The 17,150-nt window shown below is 71.6% G+C and carries 11 protein-coding genes; 5 read left to right on the top strand and 6 right to left on the bottom strand.

The window, feature by feature from the left end; all coding sequences use genetic code 11:
- Nucleotides 1-51: 51 nt before the first annotated feature.
- Together IG86_RS0125965 and IG86_RS0125960 are read right to left on the bottom strand one after the other, a co-directional pair.
- A complete protein-coding gene (locus tag IG86_RS0125965; RefSeq protein WP_030825443.1) occupies nucleotides 52-1,233 on the bottom strand; it encodes a winged helix-turn-helix domain-containing protein in 1,182 nt (393 codons plus the stop codon).
- A 47-nt stretch (nucleotides 1,234-1,280) separates the two neighbouring features.
- A complete protein-coding gene (locus IG86_RS0125960; protein WP_030825440.1) occupies nucleotides 1,281-1,856 on the bottom strand; it encodes a GNAT family N-acetyltransferase in 576 nt (191 codons plus the stop codon).
- Nucleotides 1,857-2,095: 239 nt separating this feature from the next.
- Between IG86_RS0125960 and secA the strand changes: the two genes are divergently transcribed.
- The gene (secA, locus tag IG86_RS0125955; RefSeq protein WP_030825436.1) at nucleotides 2,096-4,888 is read left to right on the top strand and encodes a preprotein translocase subunit SecA; all 2,793 of its coding nucleotides are present in this window, start codon (nucleotides 2,096-2,098) and stop codon (nucleotides 4,886-4,888) included.
- 168 nt (nucleotides 4,889-5,056) lie between these two features.
- On the opposite strand, the gene IG86_RS0125950 is transcribed toward secA, so the two are convergent.
- Nucleotides 5,057-5,506, bottom strand: a complete 450-nt coding sequence (locus IG86_RS0125950) for an Rv3235 family protein (protein WP_234349058.1) — start codon at nucleotides 5,504-5,506, stop codon at nucleotides 5,057-5,059.
- A gap of 314 nt (nucleotides 5,507-5,820) precedes the next feature.
- Between IG86_RS0125950 and IG86_RS0125945 the strand changes: the two genes are divergently transcribed.
- The 3 genes from IG86_RS0125945 to IG86_RS0125935 all read left to right on the top strand — a co-directional run bounded on the left by IG86_RS0125945 (nucleotide 5,821) and on the right by IG86_RS0125935 (nucleotide 12,300).
- Nucleotides 5,821-6,321 (top strand): DUF6912 family protein, encoded by a 501-nt coding sequence (locus IG86_RS0125945; protein WP_030665029.1) that lies wholly within the window; start codon nucleotides 5,821-5,823, stop codon nucleotides 6,319-6,321.
- Nucleotides 6,318-6,983 (top strand): HAD family hydrolase, encoded by a 666-nt coding sequence (locus IG86_RS0125940; RefSeq protein ID WP_030900060.1) that lies wholly within the window; start codon nucleotides 6,318-6,320, stop codon nucleotides 6,981-6,983. The genes IG86_RS0125945 and IG86_RS0125940 overlap by 4 nt, the downstream gene beginning before the upstream one ends.
- 367 nt (nucleotides 6,984-7,350) lie before the next feature.
- Nucleotides 7,351-12,300: an NAD-glutamate dehydrogenase gene (locus tag IG86_RS0125935; protein ID WP_030825424.1), complete on the top strand. Its 4,950-nt coding sequence runs from the start codon at nucleotides 7,351-7,353 to the stop codon at nucleotides 12,298-12,300.
- A gap of 88 nt (nucleotides 12,301-12,388) precedes the next feature.
- On the opposite strand, the gene IG86_RS0125930 is transcribed toward IG86_RS0125935, so the two are convergent.
- Both IG86_RS0125930 and IG86_RS0125925 read right to left on the bottom strand, forming a co-directional pair.
- Nucleotides 12,389-13,165 carry an ABC transporter ATP-binding protein gene (locus IG86_RS0125930; protein ID WP_030825421.1) on the bottom strand — a complete coding sequence of 259 codons (777 nt, stop codon included), beginning with the start codon at nucleotides 13,163-13,165 and terminating at the stop codon, nucleotides 12,389-12,391.
- Nucleotides 13,158-14,066 (bottom strand): ABC transporter permease, encoded by a 909-nt coding sequence (locus IG86_RS0125925; RefSeq protein WP_030900056.1) that lies wholly within the window; start codon nucleotides 14,064-14,066, stop codon nucleotides 13,158-13,160. Before IG86_RS0125925 ends, IG86_RS0125930 begins: the two co-directional genes overlap by 8 nt.
- Before the next feature lie 117 nt (nucleotides 14,067-14,183).
- On the opposite strand from IG86_RS0125925, the gene IG86_RS0125920 reads away from it, so the two are divergent.
- On the top strand, nucleotides 14,184-14,813 hold the full coding sequence (locus tag IG86_RS0125920; protein ID WP_030665012.1) for a TetR/AcrR family transcriptional regulator: 630 nt from the start codon (nucleotides 14,184-14,186) through the stop codon (nucleotides 14,811-14,813).
- A gap of 43 nt (nucleotides 14,814-14,856) precedes the next feature.
- Here the strand turns inward: IG86_RS0125920 and IG86_RS0125915 are convergent, their stop codons facing one another.
- Nucleotides 14,857-17,118, bottom strand: a complete 2,262-nt coding sequence (locus IG86_RS0125915) for a bifunctional glycosyltransferase/CDP-glycerol:glycerophosphate glycerophosphotransferase (protein ID WP_037943041.1) — start codon at nucleotides 17,116-17,118, stop codon at nucleotides 14,857-14,859.
- Nucleotides 17,119-17,150: the final 32 nt, after the last annotated feature.

Raw genomic sequence — 17,150 nt, 5'->3', positions numbered from 1 at the left:
AGCCCGGCCTGAGCTGGAAGACACGGCGCAGGTCGTGCGGCGGCGGCGCGGTCAGGTGCCCAGTGCGGTCAGCTCGGCCGTCACCGCCGCGGCCTCGGCGGCGTTCTGCGCGCGCTCCACGCGGACCGCGTCGCAGCCGACCCACTCCGCCGCCTCCCGCAGGGCCCGCGCCATCGCCGCCGCTGCCGCGGGCGAGGTCAGCGAGAGCTGCCGGGCGACCAGCGTGCTGCCCTCGCGGGCCGGGTCGACGCGGCCCTGGAGCCGGCCGCCCGCCAGCAGCGGCATGGCGAAGTACCCGTGTATCCGCTTGGGTTTGGGGACGTACGCCTCCAGCCGGTGGGTGAAGCCGAAGATCCGCTCGGTGCGCGGGCGGTCCCAGACGAGGGAGTCGAAGGGCGACAGCAGCGTCGTGCGGTGGCGGCCCCGGGGAGCCGTCGCGAGGGCCGCCGGGTCCGCCCAGGCCGGCTTGGCCCAGCCCTCGACCTCCACCGGGACCAGTCCGGAGTCCGCGACCACCGCGTCGAACTGGTCCCCCTTGAGCCGGTGGTAGTCGGCGATGTCGGCGCGGGTGCCGACGCCCAGGGACCGGCCGGCCAGGGCCACCAGGCGGCGCAGGCACTCGCGGTCGTCCAGGTCGTCGTGGAGCAGCGCGTCGGGCACGGCCCGCTCGGGGAGGTCGTAGACCCGCTTCCAGCCGCGGCGCTCGCTGCACACCACCTCGCCGGTGTCGAGGAGCCACTCCACCGCGATCTTGGTCTCGGACCATTCGAACCACTCGCCGCCGTTCTTGGCGCCGCCCAGCTCGGTGGAGGTCAGCGGACCGTCCGCTTTCAGCCGGTCCAGGACCGCCCGCGTCGAGTGCTGCTTGTCCTCCAGGATGTGCCAGCGGTGGCCGCGCGCCCGGTTGGCGCGGCGCCGGAACGCGAAATGCGGCCATTCCTCGATGGGCAGGATGCAGGCCGCGTGCGACCAGTACTCGAAGGCGTGCCGCTCGCTCCAGTAGGCCTTCTCCACGGCGTCCCGGCCGACCGCGCCGAGCCGTGCGTACGGGATCAGCTCGTGCGAGCGGGCCAGCACCGAGATGGTGTCGAGCTGGACGGCGCCCAGGTGGCGCAGGACCCCCCGGACCCCGCCGCGTCGGTCGGGGGCGCCGAGGAAGCCCTGCGCGCGCAGGGCGATCCGGCGGGCCTCGTCGGCGGACAGGGACACGGTCGGCGGCGGCAGGCTGCTCATGCGCCGAGCTTAGGGGCGGCCACTGACAACGGGCCCGGCTGCACGGCTCAGGCCGTGGGCGCCGACAGGTACGGCAGGTGTGAGGGCAGGCCGAGGTCGGACGGGAGCAGGGCGCCGACCCGGCAGTCGCGGAGGGTGCCGCGGTGGGAGATCCCGGCGCGCAGGGTCCCCTCGATCCGGAAGCCGGCCTTGTCGGCTACGGCCCGGGAGGCCGCGTTGCCGACGTCGGCCCGCCACTCCAGGCGGCCCGCGCCCAGCTCGGCGAAGGCCCAGCGGGCGGCGGCGCCGACCGCCTCGGTCACGTAGCCCCGGCCCCGGTGCTCCTTCACCGCCCAGAAGCCGATCTCGAACACGGACTCGCCGCGCGGATGTACGCCCAGGGCCGCCACCAGCGGGCCGCCGGCCCCGAGGCGGACCGCGAAGCTGTAGCCGGTGTCCCCGCGCCAGCCGGCCGGCACGGTCTCGTTCACCCAGGTGTCGGCGTGCGCGCGCCCGTAAGGGGAGGGGACCTCGTTCCAGCGCTGGATCTCGGGGTCCTGGCAGGCGGCGTACACCTCGGCGGCGTCCTCGGGGGCGAACGGCCCGAGCACGAGGCGTTCGGTGGTCAGTGTGGTGGGCTCCATGCGCGGATTCTGCTGCCGCCGCGGCGCCCGGAGCCAACACTTTTCGAGAATCCGCCCGGGCGATGCGGCACCTTCGGCGTCCCCCGTACGTTCTCAATACGGGCACCCGTGCCCTCTGGGAACGGCGGACCTCCCGACGCGGCCGAGTCCTCGCTTACGATGGCCGTTGCGGTGGGGCCCACCTGCCGTGCCCGTGTACGTACAGTGCCCAGGCCCGACCGGCAAGGAGACAAACCTCGGTGTCCGTCTTCAACAAGCTCATGCGTGCAGGCGAAGGCAAGATCCTGCGCAAACTGCACCGCATCGCGGACCAGGTCAACTCCATCGAAGAGGACTTCGTCAACCTCTCCGACGCCGAGTTGCGGGCGCTCACGGACGAGTACAAGCAGCGCTACCAGGACGGTGAGAGCCTGGACGACCTGCTGCCCGAGGCCTTCGCGACCGTGCGCGAGGCGGCCAAGCGCGTCCTCGGCCAGCGCCACTACGACGTCCAGATCATGGGTGGCGCGGCGCTGCACCTCGGCTACGTCGCAGAGATGAAGACCGGTGAGGGCAAGACCCTCGTCGGCACGCTCCCCGCGTACCTGAACGCGCTGTCCGGCAAGGGCGTCCACCTGATCACGGTGAACGACTACCTGGCCGAGCGCGACTCCGAGATGATGGGCCGCGTCCACAAGTTCCTGGGCCTGTCCGTCGGCTGCATCCTGGCGAACATGTCGCCGGCGCAGCGTCGCGAGCAGTACAGCTGCGACATCACCTACGGCACGAACAACGAGTTCGGCTTCGACTACCTGCGCGACAACATGGCGTGGTCGCAGGACGAGCTGGTCCAGCGCGGCCACAACTTCGCCGTGGTCGACGAGGTCGACTCGATCCTCGTCGACGAGGCCCGCACCCCGCTGATCATCTCCGGTCCCGCGGACCAGGCCACGAAGTGGTACGCGGACTTCGCCAAGCTGGTCACCCGCCTGACCAAGGGCGAGGCCGGCCAGCCGCTCAAGGGCATCGAGGAGACCGGCGACTACGAGGTCGACGAGAAGAAGCGCACCGTCGGCATCCACGAGGCCGGTGTCGCCAAGGTCGAGGACTGGCTCGGCATCGAGAACCTCTACGAGTCGGTGAACACCCCGCTCGTCGGCTACCTGAACAACGCCATCAAGGCGAAGGAACTGTTCAAGAAGGACAAGGACTACGTCGTCATCGACGGCGAAGTCATGATCGTCGACGAGCACACCGGCCGTATCCTCGCCGGCCGCCGCTACAACGAGGGCATGCACCAGGCGATCGAGGCGAAGGAAGGGGTGGACATCAAGGACGAGAACCAGACCCTCGCCACGATCACCCTGCAGAACTTCTTCCGCCTGTACTCGAAGCTGTCGGGCATGACCGGTACGGCCATGACCGAGGCAGCCGAGTTCCACCAGATCTACAAGCTCGGCGTGGTCCCGATCCCGACCAACCGCGCGATGGTCCGCAAGGACCAGCCCGACCTGATCTACCGGACCGAGGTCGCGAAGTTCGCCGCCGTCGTCGACGACATCGCGGAGAAGCACGAGACGGGTCAGCCGATCCTCGTCGGTACGACGTCGGTCGAGAAGTCCGAGTACCTCTCCCAGCAGCTCTCCAAGCGCGGCATCCCGCACGAGGTGCTCAACGCCAAGCAGCACGACCGTGAGGCGACGATCGTCGCCCAGGCCGGCCGCCGCGGCGCGGTCACCGTCGCCACGAACATGGCCGGCCGTGGTACCGACATCAAGCTCGGCGGCAACCCGGACGACCTCGCCGAGGCGGAGCTGCGCCAGCGCGGCCTGGACCCCGAGGAGCACATCGAGGAGTGGGCGCACGCCCTGCCCGAGGCGCTCACCCGGGCGGAGTCGGCCGTGAAGGCGGAGTTCGAGGAGGTCAAGGGGCTCGGCGGGCTGTACGTGCTGGGCACCGAGCGCCACGAGTCGCGCCGTATCGACAACCAGCTGCGCGGCCGTTCCGGCCGACAGGGCGACCCGGGCGAGTCCCGCTTCTACCTGTCGCTGGGTGACGACCTGATGCGCCTGTTCAAGGCGCAGATGGTCGAGCGGGTCATGGCGATGGCGAACGTGCCGGACGACGTGCCGATCGAGAACAAGATGGTGACGCGCGCGATCGCGTCGGCCCAGTCGCAGGTCGAGACCCAGAACTTCGAGACGCGCAAGAACGTCCTGAAGTACGACGAGGTCCTCAACAACCAGCGCGAGGTCATCTACGGCGAGCGCCGCCGCGTCCTGGAGGGCGAGGACCTCCAGGAGCAGGTGCGCCACATGATGGACGACACGATCGACGCGTACATCGCGGCCGAGACGGTCGAGGGCTTCGCCGAGGAGTGGGACCTGGAGCGCCTGTGGAGCGCCTTCCGGCAGCTCTACCCGGTGAAGGTCACCATCGAGGAGCTGGAGGAGGCCGCGGGCGACCGGGCCGGGATCACCGCCGAGTTCATCGCGGAGTCCGTCAAGGACGACATCCACGAGCAGTACGAGGCCCGCGAGAAGGCCCTCGGCTCGGAGATCATGCGTGAGCTGGAGCGGCGCGTGGTGCTGTCGGTGCTGGACCGCAAGTGGCGCGAGCACCTGTACGAGATGGACTACCTGCAGGAGGGCATCGGCCTGCGGGCGATGGCCCAGAAGGACCCGCTGGTCGAGTACCAGCGCGAGGGCTTCGACATGTTCAACGCCATGCAGGAAGGCATCAAGGAGGAGTCCGTCGGCTACCTGTTCAACCTGGAGGTCCAGGTCGAGCAGCAGGTCGAGGAGCTTCCGGTGCAGGACGCCGCGCCGTCGCTGACGAAGGAGCCGGTGCCGGCCGCGCGTCCGGAGATCCGGGCGAAGGGGCTGGACGCGCCGCAGCGTCCGGACCGGCTGCACTTCTCCGCGCCGACGGTCGACGGGGAGGGCGGCGTGATCGAGGGTGACTTCGACAGCGACGCCGCCGGTGACGGGATGACGCGGGCCGAGCGCCGCAAGGCGCAGAAGGCCGCGGGCGGGCGTCGCCGCAAGAAGTAACCCGCTGCCGGGTTGAGCCGTCGGCCGGGGCCGGACACCTTGTGGGTGTCCGGCCCCGGCCGTTTCGCCGTCCGGCTCCCGCGGGGGTTGCCGTGTGGTGCCGGGTGCGGCGCCGAGCGGGGGCGCTGCCCCCGGGCCCCCGCGCCTCGAACGCCGGCGGCGCTGGGGTCACGGGCGGGGGCCTTGGATTTCGACCGCCGCGCAGCGCCAGCGGAGGTCCGGGCCCTGTTCCAGGCGGAAGGCCATGGCCGTGACGCGGTCGCCGGTGGCGATGCGGGCGAAGGCCTCGATGACGCCCGGGCCGGGGATGAAGCGGCCGCACTGGCGGACGACCGGTGACAGGCGCTCGCGCAGCGCCAGCTCGGCGGGAGCCAGGTTCACCAGCTGCTGGTAGGCCGGGCCGATGGTGTGGCCGAGGAGCGAGTGGACCGGGCGCCGGCCGCTGACGACGGCCAGCAGGCGTTCGGCGAACCAGTGGTGCGGACCGGGGCGCACGGTGGGCGCGGGACCCGCCGGGCGTCGCTGGTCGCGCCGCCCGGCGGGGCGGGTTCCGGAGCGGCCCGCGGGCCGGCGGCGGCCTCCGTTGCTGCCGATCGTGCCGCGCGTCGTGGTGTCCATCGCGATCTGCCCCCGAACAGGCCGGGCCCGGAGCGGTACCGGGCGGTAACTTGATGGGGACCTTCTACGGTCGGCGAACACGCTCCGCAACCACGGCCGGGCCACGGCCCGCCGCGCGCCCGGTTCACCTATCCGAGTGCGTGCCCCGCCGCCCCCGCGCGGGCCCGGTCCCGGCCCCGGATCAGCGGGTGGACGGGCGCCCGGCGCGTCCCGGCAGCCCGATGGGGTACGGCGGCCGTCACCCTGCCGGACCCCTGCCGGCCCCCTCCGAGTCGTATCCTGGGTGCGTTTCCGACTACCGAAAGCAGCCGGCCATGCGTGTGTACGTCCCCCTGACCCTCCCCGCGCTCGCCGAGGTGCACAAGGCGGGTGAGCTGGGCCCGGCCCCGCTGCGGGCGTACGCCGTCACCCCCGGCCTGCGCGAGTGGTACGTCTCGGACGACATCGAGGAGCTGGAGTACGCGGCCCTGGGCCGGGCCGCGGCCGCCTCGCTGCGGCTGCTCGCCGCCGACCCCGGCGCGCCCCGCCGACGCGTCGTCGTCGCCCTCGACGTGGACGACAAGGCCGCCACCGCCACCCCGGGGGTCGACGAGGCCACCCTCGGCCAGGTGAGCCTCGCGGCCGCCGTGCGCCTCACCGTGGCCGCCGCGGTGCACGTGGACGCCGACGACGCCGACGAGGACGTCGCCGCCGCCGCGCTGGCCCTGCCCGCCGCCGACGGCGGGGACGAGGACGCGCGGTTCACCGTCGACGGCGCCGAGGACCACGAGCTGCTCTGGTTCGGCGTGCAGGAGATCCCGGGACTGCTGAAATGACGCACACGAACCACATCGTCTGGGACTGGAACGGCACGCTGCTCCACGACATCGACGCCGTCATAGCCGCGACGAACGCCTCCTTCGCCGAGCTCGGCTTCGCGCCGATCACGCTGGAGACGTACCGCGAGCTGTACGTCGTACCGGTGCCGAAGTTCTACGAGCGCCTCATGGGACGGCTGCCCACCGAGGCGGAGTGGCTCGTCATGGACGAGACCTTCCACCGCCACTACTGGGCCGCCGCCGCGGACGCCGGGCTCACCGAGGGCGCCAGGGAACTGCTCCGGGAGTGGCAGCTCGGCGGGCTCACCCAGTCCCTGCTGTCCCTCGCGCCCCACGACAGGCTCGTCCCGCTCGTGCGCGAGCACGGCATCGACGTGCACTTCCTGCGCGTCGACGGGCGGACCGGCCCCTCCCACACCTCCAAGGCGGGACATCTCGTACGCCACATGGAGGCCCTCCACGCGACGGGGGTGACCGCCGACCGTACGGTCCTCATCGGGGACGCGGTGGACGACGCACTCGCCGCCGCCCACGTCGGCGCCCGCGCGGTCCTCTACACGGGCGGTTCGCACAGCCGCCGCAGTCTGGAATCAGCCGGAGTACCCGTCGTGGACAGCCTGGCCGAGGCCGTTCTGACAGCTCGCGAGCTGGCCGAATAGCGACTGGCCGGGCCGCTGCACGGACGGCCTGCCACGTCGCTGGCCAGAGTGTCAAAGTTCCACCCCAAGATTTGTACAGATGCAGCGAATGACGACTTGGGGGTAGGTCGGGATAGCCTTGTACCCGTGATCAGCGCGATATCCATCGGGGGCACTGGAGCCTCCGGCCTGCGCCCGGCGCACGACAGTGCCCGGGCCATCGCTGATCCCCGCCACCGGGATCGCCAGCCGATCTTGGCTCATTCCCTCCCGGTCGGCTCTCACGACGGCATAGCGTCGATTCAGAACGGACACCCCGCCTCGCGGCGCTATGTCATTCCTTCCTTCACCTACGTCACGCAATGGCGCGCGACAGGAGCCAGAGGACATGCAGACCAAGCTGGACGAAGCAAAGGCCGAGCTGCTCGCACGGGCGGCCCGGGTAGCTGAGCACAGCCCGGCCGGGGGGCTACTTCCGACTGGGTCCGAGCAGGGAGAGCGTCCGGACCAGGACGCGGTCCTCTCCTACCTCCAGCGCTACTACCTGCACACGGCGCCCGAGGACCTCACGGACCGGGACCCGGTCGATGTATTCGGAGCCGCGCTCTCCCACTACCGACTGGCCGAGAACCGGCCGCAGGGCACCGCGAACGTACGCGTGCACACCCCCACGGTGGAGGAGAACGGCTGGACCTCCAGCCACTCCGTCGTCGAGGTCGTCACCGACGACATGCCCTTCCTCGTCGACTCCGTGACGAACGAGCTGTCCCGCCAGGGCCGCGGCATCCACGTCGTGATCCACCCGCAGGTCGTCGTCCGGCGTGACGTCACCGGCAAGCTGATCGAGATCCTCGGCCCGGACTGCGACGCCCACGGCCCCCGCACCGCGCGCCCCCACGACTCCCTCGTCGAGTCCTGGATCCACGTCGAGATCGACCGCGAGACCGACCGCGCCGACCTCAAGCAGATCAACGCCGACTTGCTGCGCGTCCTGTCCGACGTACGCGAGTCCGTCGAGGACTGGGAGAAGATGCGCGACGCCGCGCTGCGCATCGCCGAAGGCCTGCCCGACGAGCCCACCGCCCCGGACCTGCGCGAGTACGAACTCGAAGAGGCCCGCGAGCTGCTGCGCTGGCTCGCCGACGACCACTTCACCTTCCTCGGCTACCGCGAGTACAACCTCGTCGACGGCGACTCCCTGGCCGCCGTGCCCGGCACCGGCCTCGGCATCCTGCGCTCCGACCCGCACCACAGCGGCAAGGACGACGGCCACCCGGTCTCGCCGTCCTTCAACCGGCTGCCGGCCGACGCCCGCGCCAAGGCCCGCGAGCACCGCCTGCTGGTGCTGACCAAGGCCAACAGCCGCTCCACCGTGCACCGCCCCTCGTACCTCGACTACGTCGGCGTCAAGAAGTTCGACGCCGACGGCAACGTCATCGGCGAGCGCCGCTTCCTCGGCCTGTTCTCCTCCGCCGCGTACACCGAGTCCGTGCGCCGCGTGCCGGTCATCCGCCGCAAGGTCGCCGAGGTCCTGGAGCGGGCCGGCTTCTCGCCGTCCAGCCACGACGGCCGCGACCTGACGCAGATCCTGGAGACCTACCCGCGCGACGAGCTGTTCCAGACCCCGGTCGACCAGCTCCAGTCCATCGTCACCTCGGTCCTCTACCTCCAGGAACGCCGCCGGCTGCGGCTGTACCTGCGCCAGGACGAGTACGGGCGCTACTACTCCGCGCTGGTCTACCTGCCCCGCGACCGCTTCACCACCGGTGTGCGGCTGCGCCTGATGGACATCCTGCGCGAGGAGCTCGGCGGCATCAGCGTCGACTTCACCGCCTGGAACACCGAGTCGATCCTCTCCCGCATCCACTTCGTCATCCGCGTCCCGCAGGGCACCGAGCTGCCCGTGCTGACCGACGGCGACGTCGAGCGCATCGAGGGCCGTCTCGTCGAGGCCGCCCGCTCCTGGGCCGACGGCTTCGACCAGGCCCTCAACGCCGAACTCGGCGAGGAGCGCGCCGCGGAGCTGCTGCGCCGCTACGGCAGCGCCTTCTCCGAGGGCTACAAGGCCGACCACTCGCCGCGCGCCGCCGTCGCCGACCTCGTGCACCTGGAGAAGCTGCGCGGCAGCGACAAGGACTTCGCGCTGTCGCTGTACGAGCCCGTCGGCGCGGGCCCCGGCGAACGCCGCTTCAAGATCTACCGCGCCGGTGAGCAGGTCTCCCTGTCCGCCGTCCTGCCGGTCCTCCAGCGCCTCGGCGTCGAGGTCACCGACGAGCGCCCGTACGAGCTGCGCTGCGCCGACCGCACGAACGCGTGGATCTACGACTTCGGTCTGCGGCTCTCGGCGGGCGACCTCGGCGACGACGCCCGCGAGCGCTTCCAGGACGCCTTCGCGGCCGTCTGGAACGGCCAGGCCGAGAACGACAACTTCAACACCCTCGTGCTGAGCGCCGGCCTGACCTGGCGGCAGGCCGTCGTCCTGCGCGCGTACGCCAAGTACCTGCGCCAGGCCGGCTCCACCTTCAGCCAGGACTACATGGAGGACACCCTCCGCAACAACGTCCACACCACCCGGCTGCTGGTCTCGCTCTTCGAGGCCCGGATGTCGCCCGTCCGCCAGGCCGCGGGCAGCGAGCTCGTGGACGCCATGCTGGAGGAGCTCGACGGGGCCCTGGACCAGGTCGCCTCGCTCGACGAGGACCGCATCCTGCGGGCCTTCCTCACCCTCATCAAGGCGACCCTGCGCACGAACTTCTTCCAGCTCGACTCCCAGGGCGAGCAGCACGCCTACGTGTCGATGAAGTTCGACCCGCAGGCCATCCCGGACCTTCCGGCGCCGCGCCCGGCGTACGAGATCTGGGTGTACTCCCCGCGCGTCGAGGGCGTCCACCTGCGCTTCGGCAAGGTCGCCCGAGGCGGCCTGCGCTGGTCCGACCGCCGCGAGGACTTCCGTACGGAGATCCTCGGCCTGGTCAAGGCGCAGATGGTCAAGAACACCGTCATCGTGCCGGTCGGTGCCAAGGGCGGCTTCGTCGCCAAGAACCTCCCCGACCCGTCGGTGGACCGCGACGCCTGGCTCGCCGAGGGCATCGCCTCGTACAAGATCTTCATCTCGGCGCTGCTCGACATCACCGACAACATGGTCGCCGGCGAGGTCGTGCCGCCGCGGAGCGTGGTCCGTCACGACGAGGACGACACCTACCTCGTCGTCGCCGCGGACAAGGGCACCGCGACGTTCTCCGACATCGCCAACGGCGTGGCGGAGTCCTACGGCTTCTGGCTCGGCGACGCCTTCGCGTCGGGCGGCTCGGCCGGCTACGACCACAAGGGCATGGGCATCACCGCCCGCGGCGCGTGGGAGTCCGTCAAGCGGCACTTCCGCGAGCTCGGCCACGACACCCAGACCCAGGACTTCACCGTCGTCGGCGTCGGTGACATGTCCGGTGACGTCTTCGGCAACGGCATGCTGCTCTCCGAGCACATCCGCCTGGTGGCCGCCTTCGACCACCGGCACATCTTCATCGACCCGACTCCGGACGCGGCCACCTCGTACGCCGAGCGCCGGCGCCTGTTCGAGCTGCCGCGTTCCTCGTGGGCGGACTACGACGCCTCGCTGATCTCGGCGGGCGGCGGCATCCACCCGCGTTCCGCCAAGGCCGTCCCGGTCACCGCGCAGATGCGCGCGGCGCTCGGCATCGAGGCCGGCGTCACCAAGATGACCCCGGCCGAGCTGATGCAGTCGATCCTCAAGGCCCCCGTGGACCTGGTGTGGAACGGCGGCATCGGCACCTACGTCAAGGCGACCTCCGAGACCCACACCGACGTCGGCGACAAGGCCAACGACGCCATCCGCGTCAACGGCTCCGACGTGCGGGCGCAGGTCATCGGCGAGGGCGGCAACCTGGGCCTGACCCAGCTCGGCCGCATCGAGTTCGCCCGCAGCGGTGCCGGCGGCGAGGGCGGCAAGGTCAACACCGACGCCATCGACAACAGCGCGGGCGTGGACACCTCCGACCACGAGGTGAACATCAAGATCCTGCTCAACGCGGTCGTCGCCGACGGCGACATGACCGTCAAGCAGCGCAACAAGCTGCTCGCGCAGATGACCGACGAGGTCGGCCGCCTGGTACTGCGCAACAACTACGCGCAGAACACCGCGCTGGCCAACGGCTCGGCGCAGGCGCCCAGCCTGCTCCACGCCCAGCAGCGCTTCATGCGCCGCCTGGAGGGCGCCGGACTGCTCAACCGCGAGCTGGAGTTCCTGCCCACCGACCGGCAGATCCGCGAACTGCTGAACAACGGCAAGGGCCTGACCCAGCCGGAGCTGGCCGTCCTGTTCGCGTACACGAAGATCACGACGGCGGACGAGCTCATCGCCACCGAGCTGCCGGACGACCCGTACCTGCGCCGCCTGCTCTTCGCGTACTTCCCGGCGGCCCTGGGCGACAAGTTCTCCGAGCAGATCGACGCGCACGCGCTGCGCCGCGAGATCATCACGACGATCCTGGTCAACGACACCGTCAACACCGGTGGTTCGACCTTCCTGCACCGTCTGCGCGAGGAGACCGGGGCCTCCACGGAGGAGATCGTCCGGGCGCAGCTCGCGGCCCGCGAGATCTTCGGCCTCGCCGAGGTGTGGGACGCCGTGGAGGCGCTCGACAACAAGGTGGCCGCGGACGTCCAGACCCGGGTGCGCCTGCACTCGCGCCGCCTGGTCGAGCGCGGTACCCGCTGGCTGCTCAACAACCGGCCGCAGCCGCTCCAGATCACCGAGACCATCGCCTTCTTCGGGGAGCGCGTGGCCGGGGTGTGGGCGGAGCTGCCGAAGCTGGTGCGCGGTGCGGACCTGGATTGGTACCAGCTGGTCATGGACGAGCTGACCGGCGAGGGCGTGCCGGAGGAGCTGGCGGCGAAGGTCGCCGGGTTCTCCTCGGCCTTCCCGACGCTGGACATCGTCGCGATCGCGGACCGGACGGGCGTGGACCCGCTGGGTGTCGCCGAGGTGTACTACGACCTCGCCGACCGCCTGGACATCACACAGCTGATGGACCGGATCATCGAGCTGCCGCGTGCCGACCGCTGGCAGTCCATGGCCCGCGCGTCGATCCGTGAGGACCTGTTCGCGGCGCACGCGGCCCTGACCGCGGACGTGCTGTCGGTGGGCAACGGCGCCTCGACTCCCGAGGAGCGCTTCAAGGCGTGGGAGGAGAAGAACGCGGCGATCATCGGGCGGGCCCGGACGACCCTGGAGGAGATCCGGGGCTCGGACGACTTCGACCTGGCGAACCTGTCGGTGGCGATGCGGACGATGCGCAGCCTGCTGCGCGCGCACAGCTGACCGGGCTGCCGTAGCCGAACGTGAAACGGGCCGGGCCCGGGACCTTGTGGTCCCGGGCCCGGCCCGTTGCGGGGCTGGGGGTGCCGCCTCAAGCGCCGGCGCGGCTGGAGGCCTCGTAGGCGGCGCAGACTTCGTCCGCGGGGCCGTCCATGCGCAGGACGCCGGAGTCCAGCCAGATCGCGCGGTCGCAGGTCTCGCGGACCGTGTTGATGGCGTGGCTGACCAGGAAGACGGTGCCGGCGCGCTCACGGAGTTCCTCGATGCGGGCCTGGCTGCGCCGCTGGAAGGCCGCGTCGCCCGTGGCCAGGGCCTCGTCGATCATCAGGACGTCGTGGTCCTTGGCGGCGGCGATGGAGAACCGCAGCCGGGCGCCCATGCCGGAGGAGTACGTCCGCATCGGCAGGGAGATGAAGTCGCCCTTCTCGTTGATGCCGGAGAAGTCGACGATGTCCTGGTAGCGCTCGCGGATCTGCTGCCGGGACATGCCCATCGCGAGGCCGCCGAGGATGACGTTGCGTTCGCCCGTCAGGTCGTTCATCAGGGCGGCGTTCACGCCCAGCAGGGACGGCTGGCCGTGCGAGAAGATCCGCCCGCGGGCCACCGGCTGCAGGCCGGCGATGGCCTTGAGGAGGGTGGACTTGCCCGAGCCGTTGGAGCCGATGAGGCCGATGGCCTCGCCCTCGTAGGCGGTGAAGGAGACGCCCTTGACCGCGTGCACCTCGCGCATGCCGGGGGTGGCCCCGCGGGAGAAGATCCGGCTGAGCGCCGCCGTGGCGCCGCCCTTGCGGGCGCCGGTCCCGTGGACCTTGTAGATGACGTGGACCCCGTCCGCGATCACGGTGGGTACCCGGGTGTCGTCAGCCACGGCCGTACGCCTCCTCTGCCTTCCAGAAGTAGATGAATCCGCCGACGCCCGCGAGCAGCGCCCAGCCGGCGGCCAGCAGCCACACGTGGTGCGGGAGCGCGTGTGCGGGGAAGCTGTCGATCAGCGCGAAGCGCATCAGGTCGATGTAGACCGCCGGCGGGTTGGCCTTGAGGGCCGTCAGCACCCAGTGCGGCAGGTCGTTCTTGCCGAGCATCTGGTCGATCGACCACATGACGCCCGAGGAGTACATCCACGTACGCAGGACGAAGGGCATCAGCTGGCTGACGTCGGGGCTCTTGCTGCCGATGCGGGCCATGAGCATGGCGCAGCCGGCGGCGAAGAGGGCCGTCAGCAGGAGCGCCGGTACGGCCAGAAGCCAGGCCGCGCCGGGCCGCTGGCCGAAGGCCAGCAGCAGGATCACCAGGGCGGCCATGGAGACGAGCAGCTGCTGGAAGAGCTGCACGACGGTGGAGATGGGCAGGCTCGCGCGCGGGAAGTGCAGCGCGCGGACCAGGCCGAGGTTGCCGTGGACGGCGCGGGTGCCGGCGTTGACGGAGCTGCTGATGAAGTCCCAGACGAAGATGCCGGTGATCAGGAAGGGGACGTAGTCCGGCACGCCGTGGCTGGCCTTCAGCACGATGCCGAAGATGAAGTAGTAGACCGCCGCGTTGAGCAGCGGGGTCACCAGGTGCCAGACCTGGCCGAGCTTCGCCGTGCTGTACGTGGCCTGCATACGGGCGTTCGCGTACGCGGCCACGAAGTGGCGGCGCTGCCAGAGCTGCGCGATGTAGCGGGGGAGCGTCGGGCGGGCGCCGCTGAGCGTGAGGCCGTGGGCGGCGGCCAGCTGCGCGACCTCGGCGGAGGTGGCGGGCGCGGTCGTGGATGCGGTCGCGGTGGTCACTGGGTTCGCTTTCGACGTGGGTCGGGACGGGTCCGTATCGTCGCTACGGCGAGGTTATGGCGTGGGCCGACGGAACGCAACCGTATCGTCGTGACGGGCCGCGGCTATGCTCTGTCCATGACCACGGACCCCGCACCCTCCGCCTCCGCCCGCCGCGCCCCCGCCGGCGCCGCCGTCCTGCGCGAGGACGTGACGGAGGCGATCCGCAACGCGGTGCTGGAGGAGCTGGCCGCGGTCGGGTTCTCCCGGATGTCCATCGAGGGCATCGCACGGCGTGCCGGGGTCGGCAAGACGGCCGTGTACCGGCGGTGGAAGTCCAAGCTGCACCTGGTGCTCGACCTGGTCGGCGCCTTCGCGGTGGACGGCCTGCCGGTGCCGGCGACCGGCTCGCTCTACGGGGACGTACGCGCCCTGCTGGAGGTCATGTCACACGTGCTGCGGCACCCGGTGGCGTCCGCGGTGATCCCGGACCTCCTGGTCGAGGCCTCCCGCAACCCGGAGATCGCGGACGCCGTCCGCGGCGCGCTCCTGGACGGCCAGCACCGCATGGCCCAGGGCATCGTCTCGGACGCCGTCGCCCGAGGCGAACTCCCGGCGGACATCAGCCCCGACCACGCCCTGGACCTGCTGATCGGCCCGCTCTACTGGCGCCAGGTCGTCGTCCGCGACGCGGTCACGCCCGCCCACCTGGACACCCTGGCCCACCAGGTCGTCGCAGGCCTGAAGTCGGCCTCCGGCACCGCCTGACGGACCCTCCGGCTCCGGGCCGTGCGGCCGTGCGCACCTGCGGCTACGGCCAGACGTGGGCCAGGGTCGGCTCCGGGACGGGCGCCGGGGCCGGGGCCGAGGGGGTGGGGCTGCGGTCCGGGAGGGGAGTCACCGGTGGGGTCGGGGTCGCCTGGCCCAGGAAGACCCGGCGGACCACGCGCTCCGCCGCGTGGCCGTCGTCGTACGAGCAGAAGCGGGCGCGGAAGGCCGAGCGCAGCTGGGCGGAGCGGGAGCCCTGCCAGTGGCCCGTGGTGAAGATGTCCACCAGCTCGTCCTGGGTGCGGGCGATCGCTCCCGGCGGACACGACCGCAGGTCGAAGTACGTGCCCCGGGCCGCCTCGTACGCCTCCCAGTCGTCCGCGTGGATCACGATCGGCCGGTCCAGCGCCGCGTAGTCGAACATCAGGGACGAGTAGTCCGTGACCAGCGCGTCGGAGGCCAGGCACAGCTCCTCCACCGACGGGTGGGCGGAGACGTCCACGAGCCGCGGGTGGGGATCCCACGCGCGGTCGGTGTCCGCGTACGTCAGGTGCGTGCGGACCAGCAGCGTGAAGCGCGGGCCCAGGTCCCGCAGGAGCCGCTCGAAGTCCAGGTGGTCCGGCCTGCTGCGGCGGTAGTCGCGGTGGGTCGGCGCGTACAGGATCGCCGTCGAGCCCGCCGGGATGCCCAGCCGCTCGCGCAGCTCCAGCACCTGCGTGCGCGTCGCCCGGTGGAAGACGTCGTTGCGCGGATAGCCGTATTCGAGGGTGGTGTAGGAGGACGGGACCGCCTTCTCCCACACCAGCGTGGAGTGCCGGTTCGCGGAGAGCAGGTAGTCCCACTGGTCGGCGCCGCGCAGCAGGCCCGCGAAGTCCGTGGTCGGGGTGGCCGCCGGCCGGTCCTGGAGGTCGAGGCCGACCCGCTTGAGCGGGGTGCCGTGCTGCGTCTGGAGGAGGACCTGGCCGCGCCGCTTGACCAGCGCGCGGTCGAAGTTGACGTTCGTGACCAGGTACCCGGCCCGGGCCAGGGCGCTCCAGTACGCCGCCGAACCGGGGCGCAGCGCCACCGTCTCCCGCGGGAGCGTCGCCGCGTGCGCCGGGTCGCAGATCCACGCCGTCCGCATCCGGGGCGCCAGCTCCCGCAGCTTCGCCTCGATCGCCGCCGGGTTGCAGGCGTAGCCGCCGTGCCAGTACGCGGAGAAGACCGCGAGCTCCGGGCGCAGCGGCAGCAGCCGCTGGACCCGGTAGTGCAGCCGCAGCGAGGACTCGCGCAGGCCCCGCCCCAGGGCCGAGGCGGCCCGCCCCAGCGCCAGCCCCGCCGAGCGCAACACCGACAGCAGCCGGTAGCAGCGCCGGGCGCCCAGCCGCATCAGGGCGTGCCGGATCCGGTCGGTCCGCGACAGGGACAGCGGCAGCGAACTCCGGCCGCCCGGGGCGCGGTAGCGGCGCAGCAGGGCCGAGGCCCGGGCGAAGAACTCGGCCCGGCTGGCGCGGGGGAGGCGGCGCGGGTCGGCGTGGACGGCGCAGAAGTGCTCGGCCATCCGGCGGTGCAGGGTGGAGCGCCAGCGCTCCAGCTCGGGCCGCCCGGCGAGGTACCCGAAGACCCGGTCGTACTGGTCGAAGATCTCCAGGTGGCGGGCGGTGCGGGTGGTCAGGATCGATCCGGTGCGCCGCTGGCGGTAGTGCACGCAGACCCGGTCCAGGACGGCGACGGACTCCGCGGCCAGCAGCGCCGGGTAGGTCCAGGGGGTGTCCTCGTAGAGCCCCGGCGGGAAGGCGAGGCCCTCGCGCTCGACGTACTCACGGCGGTACGCCTTGTTCCACACCACCATCAGCATGGCGAGCAGGGCGGGGCGGTCGGCGAGCCGGAAGCTGGCCGGGCCCTCCTCGGACAGCCGGTGCGAGAGCCGGTTGCGCACGACGTCCCCGGACCAGTAGGCGCGCGCGTAGTCGTAGACCAGGACGTCGGGGGAGCCGGTGGCCTTCAGCCGGTCGGTGAGGGCCTGCAGGGCGCCCGGGGTGAGGGTGTCGTCGCCGTCGAGGAAGATCAGGTAGTCGCCGGTGGCCCGGGCCAGGCCCGCGTTCCGCGCCGGGCCCAGCCCCAGGTTGTGCGCCAGGTGCACCGCGGTCACCCGGGGGTCGCGGGCCGCGTACTCGTCGATGATCGAACCGCAGGCGTCGGGGGAGGCGTCGTCGACGGCGATCAGTTCCAGGTCCGGGTACGACTGCGTCAGGACCGAGTCCAGACTCTCCTGGAGATAGGCCTGGACCTTGTACGCGGGCACGATGACGCTGAACCGGGGCACGGCACATCCAGGGGTCGGCGCGGGCATATTGC

The sequence above is a fragment of the Streptomyces virginiae genome (assembly GCF_000720455.1).
In the GTDB taxonomy this organism is placed as follows: domain Bacteria; phylum Actinomycetota; class Actinomycetes; order Streptomycetales; family Streptomycetaceae; genus Streptomyces; species Streptomyces virginiae.
The sequence above is the reverse complement of the archived record's forward strand: the minus strand, read 5'-3'. Positions and strand labels throughout refer to the sequence as shown.

What these genes read in the sequence shown, in the direction of transcription:
- IG86_RS0125965 (WP_030825443.1), bottom strand. Translation starts at nt 1,233, where the DNA reads ATGAGCAGCCTGCCGCCGCCGACCGTGTCCCTGTCCGCCGACGAGGCC.
- IG86_RS0125960 (WP_030825440.1), bottom strand. Translation starts at nt 1,856, where the DNA reads ATGGAGCCCACCACACTGACCACCGAACGCCTCGTGCTCGGGCCGTTC.
- IG86_RS0125950 (WP_234349058.1), bottom strand. Translation starts at nt 5,506, where the DNA reads ATGGACACCACGACGCGCGGCACGATCGGCAGCAACGGAGGCCGCCGC.
- IG86_RS0125945 (WP_030665029.1), top strand. Translation starts at nt 5,821, where the DNA reads ATGCGTGTGTACGTCCCCCTGACCCTCCCCGCGCTCGCCGAGGTGCAC.
- IG86_RS0125940 (WP_030900060.1), top strand. Translation starts at nt 6,318, where the DNA reads ATGACGCACACGAACCACATCGTCTGGGACTGGAACGGCACGCTGCTC.
- IG86_RS0125935 (WP_030825424.1), top strand. Translation starts at nt 7,351, where the DNA reads ATGCAGACCAAGCTGGACGAAGCAAAGGCCGAGCTGCTCGCACGGGCG.
- IG86_RS0125920 (WP_030665012.1), top strand. Translation starts at nt 14,184, where the DNA reads ATGACCACGGACCCCGCACCCTCCGCCTCCGCCCGCCGCGCCCCCGCC.